The organism is uncultured Nostoc sp. (genome assembly GCF_964245575.1).
GTDB lineage: Bacteria > Cyanobacteriota > Cyanobacteriia > Cyanobacteriales > Nostocaceae > Nostoc.
Map to the genome: position 1 here is coordinate 50,087 of NZ_CAXTNP010000010.1, position 8,733 is coordinate 58,819.

Genomic DNA, 8,733 nt, shown 5'->3' on the forward strand with positions numbered 1-8,733 from the left:
CTACATATATAGATAAATCAACAGTAATTTTTTAGTAAATAGGTAAAACTACTGAAAACTTCTCACCTGAAAAAATTAAGATAAGTACTTTCCTAGTACTCGTTCGGCTAAGGTAGTAAACCCTGGTAAACGCCCAGATTTGCCCTGTATTAGGCGCCAAATCAACCAGACACTTACTAAAAAGTAACCCGATGTGAGAAAGCTATTCAGGATAAAAAGACGTAGCCCAAAAAAATCTGAAGTTGCTGCTCCGGTAGCTAATAATAGATATCCCAACAGCCAAGTAAGCGCCAAAGTAATAGACATACGACTAATAGCAAGTTGTTCCCGACTCCCTTGGCCCCGATAGAGAGTCCACAAAGACGGAAAAAAGCCGATGATTGGAATCAAATGTAAAAGCAACTGTGTTTTGGGGATTAGGTATTGGGCATTGGGTACTGGGGATTGGGTACACTTCGACAAGCTCAGTGCATCGCTGGGGATTGGGTACTGGGGATTGGAAGCAGACAAAGGAGAGACTTCTTGAATAATTCTTCCTTGTCCCCCTTGTCCCCCTTGTCCCTCTTCTTCCCCCAGTAAAGAGTCCCCAGTCCCTAGTAAAGAGTCCCCATTCTCTTTCGGTTCAAAATTTTCCATTTGGGTTAGTCTAACTCCTAAACTAGAAGGATGAATAAGACTTATATAGTTAGAGATAATAATCTGTAAAGAAAGATTTTATTTAGTTCTATCCAGCAATCAGCTTAAAATGCAGACACGCAAGCTACTCGACTGGTGGCAAAAATTTACACCAATAGCGCGAATCGGGGCGATCGCGTTATTCCTGCCGCTACTAGTTCTAAATGGTTGGGCACTTTCGGTATTTTTTAATTATTTCCATTCTCTCATAGTCATTTTAGTTGGAGCCTCAGTGCTAGCATTTCTGCTCAACTACCCCGTGAGCTGGATGGAGCATCATGGTGCTAGGCGAGAGCAAGTCGCTATTTTAGTATTTCTCTTGGCTTTATCGATTTTATTAGCCTTGGGTGTGACACTTTTTCCGTTAGCCCTTACCCAAGCTCAACAACTGGTGGCTCGTTTACCAGAGTTAATCGACTCTGGGCGCTCTCAGTTAATGATATTAAACGAAAAAGCTGAGACTTATAGTTTACCGATTAACCTCGATGCTCTGGTAGTGCAAATCAACGATCGCGTCAAGGGACAACTGCAAGCGATCGCTGGACAAGTTTTAAATCTGGCAGTAGTTACAGTCACTAGCCTGCTAGATATTCTCTTGACGATGGTTTTGACTTTCTACCTTTTACAGCATGGAGGTGAACTGTGGCAAAGTTTAGTCGAATGGCTACCTAATAAATTTCGCGATCCTTTTTCCAAAACAGTCCGCCTAAGCTTCCAAAATTTCTTCATCACCCAGTTGATTTTATCTACCTGTATGGCATCAGCCCTGATTCCTACCTTTTTGTGGCTGAAAGTGCCATTTGGTCTACTATTTGGCCTAACTATTGGTTTGATGGCTCTCGTCCCCTTTGGCGGTTCTGTAGGTATCGCCCTAACTACACTACTGGTAGCGCTGCAAGATTTTTCAATGGGTGTGAGAGTCTTGATAGCAGCAGTAATTGTGCAGCAAATTCTCGAAAACTTAATTGCCCCCCGAATTTTAGGCAGCTTTACTGGTTTAAATCCAGTTTGGATTTTAATTTCAGTCTTGACAGGGGCAAGAATTGGCGGACTGTTGGGTGTAATAGTGGCAGTACCCACAGCTGTTGTGATTAAGACCGCTTTAAGCGCCTTGCGTCCTGGGAGCCTAAGCAGCGAGACAGACGACAGCACCACTGGGGAAATAACTGTACCCATTGCAGCAAACGATTCTCCGAAAGCTGACGCTAAAAACACTCTGAGTATTTCTGAAGCAACATTACCTTAAGGAGGCAGAAGGCAGGAGGAAACCTCTTCCCTTCATGGGAGAGGTTTGAGCAATAACATATCTTTATCTCGTGCTGTGCATCTCGAAAAGAATGTTTCTAACTTTTTGCCCACAATTGGGCTTGGTTTGTACCTTTCTTCCTTCTGCCTGCTCATTGTGGGTCAATGATAGAACCCATAAACAAAACCCTTCCCGTCTGATTATCCCTAATGGCACAGAAGAAGGGACGGTCAACAATCATTTGGAATGGTTCTGGTTCCTGTCTCAAAGATGTTAATGCTATTCCTACTGAAGTAGCCGCAGCCGCTTCAGTGCCTTCTTCGTTCACTTCAACAAAAGTTTTATGCTTAACTTCGCTGATGCTAAGATTTTTACCCATGCCGGAAAAATTGGCTTTGCTGCTGAAAGCCTCTTCCATGCCTAAAGTTTTTAAGGCATCATTGAGAGTAACATCATACTCACTTTTAAAGCGGGGTAAGCGAATAAACCCTTTTTGTTTGCTGAACTGAGTTATCCATTTATCCCAGTTCTCAACACTCAAGTTTTGATAGAAGGCTTTCAGGTTAGAGTTCTGTTTCGGCAGGAAAATATAAAAGCTAAATTTACCATCTTTGCCGTAAGGTAAACTAACTGCCTGAAACTGTTTGCTTTCATAGTATCTATAGTCACCACTTTGTGACATCATCGGGTGTTGTTTTGGCTTGCCAGATGTAGTATAAAAAGGGTATTGAGCAGTTTGACTTTTATCAAATTCTTTGCTCCATTTTCCTTTGAAATATATGGCATTAATTAAAAACAACACCTGACTGGGTTCAATTTTTTCAATTATCTGATCGATTTTGCCATTAGTATTCTCTTTTACCCAGTTATTGATAATACTAGGCGCTTTGGAATCTTGAAAATTTAAATTGCTGACTTTAGCTTTATAAAAATACTGTATTCTTTGGATAAAGTCTGGCTGAAAGCTAAAATTTTGCTTTGCCCAAAGTGAGTTAGCAATCTTCAGTTGTACTTTCGGATCAGAATTGTCTAAAAGCTGCTTTAATGCCGCCGCGTAAGAAGAGTTGATTTCTGATAGATTCAGCCCCTGTAATTCCAGAGTTTTTGCGATCGCTAGTTGAGTCGTGCCACTAGCGCCGTTGTAGGTCATAGCTAAAGCGATCGCAACACTCGAAGGTGAGATAAAAACATTCTTCTGATCCCGATCCTTTTTCAAAACTTCTGAAAACAGTTTGAAGCCAAACTTATTGCTAGACTCAACAATTTTTGTATCAGTCTTGAGTGTTTTTTTTTGCAATGGAGTTTCTGGCTGAGGTAAACCAGATTGGGCAAGGGCACTTTTATTACTATCAACTTGAGAATACCCTAATACACTGCATAAAACAACACTTGCGGCTGCCATAGCATAGCGTCTGCCTAGACTAACACCGTAACGTCTTTGCATGAAATTTTCTCTCATACTACTATATTTCTGCGGATTCATCTTACCACCTCACTTGCCAAAGATTCCCAATCTGTGATTATGGTTGACGCAGACACTGTGTCAATGATTAACTATTGCATTTGCTCCAATAGAAAAATGGGACTGTTACAGAAACTGTAACAGCAAGTTAGTAGCTGAGAGGAATTAAACACAACTTATTAGAGTTGCTAATGACTAATTGAGGCGGCTATACAGACGAATCATGGAAAATATCGAGTTTTCGGAGTTTTTTATTTATCTATAAAAAGTATTTTAGACTACCTAATCACAAAATAACCAGCGCTCTTGGTTTTTAAAGATAAAATCACGCTTTTCAGTTCACGAAATAACAAGCTTTTTTAGTGACACACGGCTGTGCTACCTTACAGGAGAGTGTGGTAATGAAAAACGCTGTAAGGTTGACACAGATAACAGTTGTACTGTTTTGTTTCAATTAATAGGTACACTCCACCAAGCTAAACTATAGGGTTGAGTCACTTCATTTAATTTTTGACGAAACTGGACGCGGATTTTGTAATCGCCAGTAGCAGCAACGGGGCAGAAAATATGTTCTACACTATCGATTTGGCTGATTGAGGAGCAAACAGCACTAGCATCTGAATTTTGAGCATTAGCTTTTACTAAGTATAGGTCGAGATTATTCAAACCGCGATCGCGGAAATTTTCGTCTACGTCATATCGCTGGTTTTTATTTTTATCGTTGAGTTCTACCAATCGATCCCAACTTAAAGTAATAGCAACAAAACTCCCTTGCTTTAACGGTTTTGCTAATATATAGTCAACAGACGTTCCAGCATTGACTGTGCGATAATCCCAACCAATGGCAGGTACAGCCGTTGATGGCTGCCATTGACCACTACTAAATTGCTGATAAGCGCGAAATACATTTAAATGACCCGCTCCCATTTGGGCATCCAAGGGAATTTTTGGATCTTTATAAGCATCAGAATCTAGCCAGTTTTTATTTTGTTTATCAATTAGCGTCCGGCTCATTCCCAACAGCAAGCCATCACCGCTATCTTGGATTTTGTCTGCTGAATTCAGCAATACAGCTTTCATTACTTGATGATGGCGAGCATCAATGCTCCAGTGTGGTTGTTTTGTCCGTATCTGTCGGTCAGCAAATTCTTGCAACAGAGCAACACTAGCCGTAACTTGAGGCGCTGCAAAACTGGTACCTGTAACCTTGTTCGCTTTGCCATCTGGATTGAGTAAAGGAATATTATTCCCAGGAGCAACTAAACCGATAGCACGACGGTCACCAATATTAAATTCCTTTCCAGCTAGCCTTCCGCTCACTCCTTGGTTAGCACCCGCCAGATTAGCCACATCTACTTTATTAAAAACCCCCCCTCGGCGAGATGAAAAAGCCACATTTATTCCGTTAAAATTATCTGTAGGAATAGGAATACCTCCCTTACCTTGATTGCCTGCGATCGAATACAAAACATCATGAACGCGACTAGACCAATCAACACATAAAGTTAGTAAAGCATTGCCGTCTAAAGTAGCCTCTGGTCTAGGATCGCGGGTCAGAGGTTCACCGAAGCTAAAGTTAATGGCCCGGACATCGCCACCATTTTGTAGAGCTATGTGCTGGGCTGATAAGCACTCTTCTGGCTGACCCATATTTTTAGTGGAACCTACCGCAGACGAATACAGTCGCGCTCCCGGAGCAACTCCCGGCAAAGCTTTGTCTTGACTCACCATCATCCCAGCGACATTGTAAGCGTGGGGGTCAACACCACTATTTGATTTAGCTGGCCCATTGCGTAAGAACACCGCGGCTATTGATATAGCACGATTTTTAGACACCGCCTTATCCCACCCAAACATTCCAGGCCGGCCAATTTCCACTTGACCAATAGCAATCTTGCGACCGATTAAATTATAAGGAGCTTGGTGTAGCCTCAGAGCATCAATGCCATTAGTTCCTAGAGCAGATTCTAAAGCCGAAGCAATTACCGGGGCACTCAGACAAGAAGCACTTAATCCCAAAATTATCCAGGTTAGTTTTTTAGTCATTTGTTATTAGTCATTAGTTCATTAGTCATTGGTCAAGAGTTAGAAGTTATTATTCTCCCCCATTCCCCACTTCCAAAAAATCCGGGGTCAAAATTATGAGTCTTGCTCAATGTTTTGTTACAATGCTTACAGACGAGGACGCTTAAAACCCACTAGCCATGACCCAAAACCGATCTCAAAAGCCCATTGTAATTGCTCCATCTATCCTATCAGCCGATTTTAGTCGTCTGGGTGACGAAATTCGCGCCATAGACGAGGCTGGAGCAGATTGGATTCATGTTGATGTAATGGACGGTCGTTTTGTACCCAATATTACGATAGGTCCTCTGATTGTGGAGGCGATTCGTCCGATTACAACCAAGCCACTAGATGTCCACTTGATGATTGTGGAGCCAGAAAAGTATGTAGAGGATTTTGCCAAGGCAGGTGCTGATCATATCACCGTACACTGCGAGCATAATGCTTCCCCACACCTGCACCGCACCTTGGGGCAAATTAAAGAGCTTGGTAAGAAAGCTGGAGTTGTACTTAATCCTGGTAGCCCTCTAGAGCTAATTGAATATGTTCTAGATTTGTGCGATTTAGTACTGATTATGAGCGTCAACCCTGGTTTTGGTGGTCAAAGCTTTATCCCTGGTGTATTACCCAAAATCCGCAAGCTGCGTCAAATGTGTGATGAACGCGGTCTTGACCCTTGGATTGAAGTGGATGGAGGACTCAAGGCAAATAATACCTGGCAAGTTTTGGAAGCGGGAGCTAATGCAGTTGTCGCCGGTTCAGCTGTCTTTAACGCTAAGGATTATGCTGAGGCTATTACATCAATTCGCAACAGCAAGCGTCCTACCCCAGAATTAGCTAAGGTTTAATTGATTTTTGGATTAATTATTCTCTAGAAAAAGTAGGGTGGGCAGATTGCTCACCCTATTTTTATTTACACATAAAAAACTGGAAGCTATTCAAATTTTGAACTTCCAGTTGTTTCTATATAAATTGAAAATTTAGAAAGCAGGATAATCCAGGTTGGGAGGACTAGGATTACAATAGTCGAAAGAGAAGCGTATGACCTAATAGTTCTACCAGCTACGACAACGATTTTACCGTAACTTTTCTGTTTCCGTTCCTGTTATTGGTGTTAAGCGTTTGCAATATTTAATTAAAGCAACACCAACCACAGGATAGAAAGTTTTATTAGCATTACTCCCATCGTCTGCAGTCGATGAAAGCTGGGTAAAATTTGGATTGGGGAAATCCACCTCTCCAAATTCTCTTTGCTGAGACTTCCTCAGAAAAAGAACCACCAGTAGCAACGGTTGTATTGTTGGTCTTGGTATAGGAGTTATTTACTCCATGAAATGCTGACTACTTTTGTAATCAGTTTGATTGATTTCATAGTCAGAACTAATCATTGATTTTATTTATTAAAATTAAATTGTTTGCCGCCAATCACCTCTATTTTGGTTGAAGTTGTAGTTGTTATTAGTTTACCAATCTCGTCAGTATATATTTGCTATTTTGGCAGATTTTTGCAAAAAAATATCAAATTAATCACTGCTATATAAAACCTACCATGCTATAAATTTTAAATTAGCATAGTAGGCTCTCAGACACTCAATCAACTTTAGGGCAGAATCTGTGGATTCCAAATTGTTTTTAATTCACTCCACAGCGTTTCAAGGAAATATCTTGGCTACCTTCTGGTTTTAATGGCGATTTTTTTGATTGATGTTCGTTAATTGGCTGTCCCAATCTCTGGTCTAAACTACCACCACGGATTTCTGTTTTTTGCTTTCCAACCACTTCAAGATAAGCAGGTCTTGAATCTTTCAGCATTTTTATATTTTCACTTTGCTGTTGTTTTGTTCTGTTGGTTTGAGAGTTTTCTTTGAGCAATCGATTGTAAGTACGGTACGGAATGTAATGGAGAGGATTATAACCAGCAAAACGTAGCATTAAAACACATGCCCAGGAGTACTTTCCAGCAATAATTGCTTCAACTACTTTGTCAAATTGTTGAGCCTTGACTGTTGTATCTAAGTTACTACTAATACCAGCAATGTCTTGATTCATCATAGTGTTTAGTTATCTTGGATGAAGTAAACTAGTTAAATTTCTGCGATTGTTGATGTTTCAATTGAGGGTTACAAACTGCACTAACCTTTTTGCAGCTGTTGAATCGCTTTCAGGTAATTATCAGCAATTTGGCGGTGTTGGATATTGACGAGGGATAAAAATCTATAAATCAACAGACGCGTACATAATTTTCCCAAACTCTGATTGGCTCTCGTAGCTTTGAATGGTAAAGATACAGGCTGAAACTTCTCTGCTGTTTAAGCTTTACCTTGGTGCTATTGAGCAGAGTTTTAGTAATTTTGGCTGATAACTCCCCTAGTAAACTAGTTTTGGCAAGAGCTAGCTTGTAGTAGGGATACAAATTATCTAGATTCATTCCTGAACTGTCCCCTTGGCTTGAGGTTTCGACTGCATTTGACCTGATGATTTTTTTCATGAACTAACGTTTGATTAAAAACTTGATTGTTTTTAATCAAGTTTGTTGGCTGCTCAGTCCTAACTATCCAGATTCTCTCCGATGAATTGAGGAAACTGTACTTATAGCTTGTTAGTAACTGAAAGGTAAAAATTTATCTTTTGTCTTCTCATCTGACTGGTAGGAAAAAAGTCTCGGCGTAGCTCTTGGTAGATGCAGTTTTGTCCTCTAAAACTTTCTCAACTCCTAATTCAATAAACTTTCTCTGTTAAAAGTGCTGTATTTATTACTACTGCTGAATTAAGCATTTTCCGGCAAATTTCCATAGTTTTTTGAGTAGTGGTAAAAATTTATTTATCTTTTATCTTTAACAATGCCATTCGTATTTATACTATTTTTTTTCGTTAATGTCATCTACTAAATTAGTAGATTTTAAGCTAAATTTACTAAATGTATTTAGATACGTACTTGGGGATTGTGCAACTTTTAATTTTGTCCTCCCTTGCTAATTAATGAGGGGTATGACCCCCCATACAATCTCAATTTAAACCCTTTATTATTGTCGAGTCGCTAGAAAATACTACCATTAACTATGATGTAAAACAACTTCTAAAAATAAGAAAATTTCAATAAGAAAAAACGTTCGCACCCATAGCATTGAACATATTTTTTAATAAGTTCAATGAAAAAATTATATATATTGGTTTTGTATTTATTAATTTACAATAAATATAACTTTAGCCTATCTAAATAAAATCACTATAAACTGCTTGTGAATTATTTCATGATTATCAGTTAGTAATGATAAATAGCTTAGTT

7 protein-coding genes are annotated in these 8,733 nt (G+C 39.7%); 2 read left to right on the top strand and 5 right to left on the bottom strand.

The features are described 5' to 3' along the window. Positions 1-75: 75 nt before the first annotated feature. Positions 76-462 (bottom strand): hypothetical protein, encoded by a 387-nt coding sequence (locus tag ACFFAP_RS02865; RefSeq protein ID WP_375509811.1) that lies wholly within the window; start codon positions 460-462, stop codon positions 76-78. A gap of 283 nt (positions 463-745) precedes the next feature. Between ACFFAP_RS02865 and ACFFAP_RS02870 the strand changes: the two genes are divergently transcribed. Next, positions 746-1,921, top strand: a complete 1,176-nt coding sequence (locus tag ACFFAP_RS02870; protein WP_375509803.1) for an AI-2E family transporter — start codon at positions 746-748, stop codon at positions 1,919-1,921. A gap of 151 nt (positions 1,922-2,072) precedes the next feature. Here the strand turns inward: ACFFAP_RS02870 and ACFFAP_RS02875 are convergent, their stop codons facing one another. Together ACFFAP_RS02875 and ACFFAP_RS02880 are read right to left on the bottom strand one after the other, a co-directional pair. Continuing rightward, positions 2,073-3,404: a serpin family protein gene (locus ACFFAP_RS02875; RefSeq protein WP_375509804.1), complete on the bottom strand. Its 1,332-nt coding sequence runs from the start codon at positions 3,402-3,404 to the stop codon at positions 2,073-2,075. A 429-nt stretch (positions 3,405-3,833) separates the two neighbouring features. After that, positions 3,834-5,429 (bottom strand): S8 family serine peptidase, encoded by a 1,596-nt coding sequence (locus tag ACFFAP_RS02880; protein WP_375509805.1) that lies wholly within the window; start codon positions 5,427-5,429, stop codon positions 3,834-3,836. A 158-nt stretch (positions 5,430-5,587) separates the two neighbouring features. On the opposite strand from ACFFAP_RS02880, the gene rpe reads away from it, so the two are divergent. Continuing rightward, positions 5,588-6,295: a ribulose-phosphate 3-epimerase gene (gene rpe, locus ACFFAP_RS02885; RefSeq protein WP_375509806.1), complete on the top strand. Its 708-nt coding sequence runs from the start codon at positions 5,588-5,590 to the stop codon at positions 6,293-6,295. Between the two features lie 784 nt (positions 6,296-7,079). Here the strand turns inward: rpe and ACFFAP_RS02890 are convergent. Together ACFFAP_RS02890 and ACFFAP_RS02895 are read right to left on the bottom strand one after the other, a co-directional pair. Further along, complete coding sequence (locus ACFFAP_RS02890) at positions 7,080-7,496, bottom strand: HetP family heterocyst commitment protein (protein ID WP_375509812.1); 417 nt, start codon at positions 7,494-7,496, stop codon at positions 7,080-7,082. A 172-nt stretch (positions 7,497-7,668) separates the two neighbouring features. Next, positions 7,669-7,935, bottom strand: coding sequence for a hypothetical protein (locus tag ACFFAP_RS02895; RefSeq protein ID WP_375509807.1), 267 nt, complete (start codon positions 7,933-7,935; stop codon positions 7,669-7,671). Between the last annotated feature and the right edge of the window lie 798 nt (positions 7,936-8,733).

Excerpts from the sequence above, each read along its gene's own strand:
- ACFFAP_RS02870 (WP_375509803.1), top strand. The coding sequence starts at position 746 with ATGCAGACACGCAAGCTACTCGACTGGTGGCAAAAATTTACACCAATA.
- ACFFAP_RS02875 (WP_375509804.1), bottom strand. The coding sequence starts at position 3,404 with ATGAATCCGCAGAAATATAGTAGTATGAGAGAAAATTTCATGCAAAGA.
- ACFFAP_RS02880 (WP_375509805.1), bottom strand. The coding sequence starts at position 5,429 with ATGACTAAAAAACTAACCTGGATAATTTTGGGATTAAGTGCTTCTTGT.
- rpe (WP_375509806.1), top strand. The coding sequence starts at position 5,588 with ATGACCCAAAACCGATCTCAAAAGCCCATTGTAATTGCTCCATCTATC.
- ACFFAP_RS02890 (WP_375509812.1), bottom strand. The coding sequence starts at position 7,496 with ATGAATCAAGACATTGCTGGTATTAGTAGTAACTTAGATACAACAGTC.
- ACFFAP_RS02895 (WP_375509807.1), bottom strand. The coding sequence starts at position 7,935 with ATGAAAAAAATCATCAGGTCAAATGCAGTCGAAACCTCAAGCCAAGGG.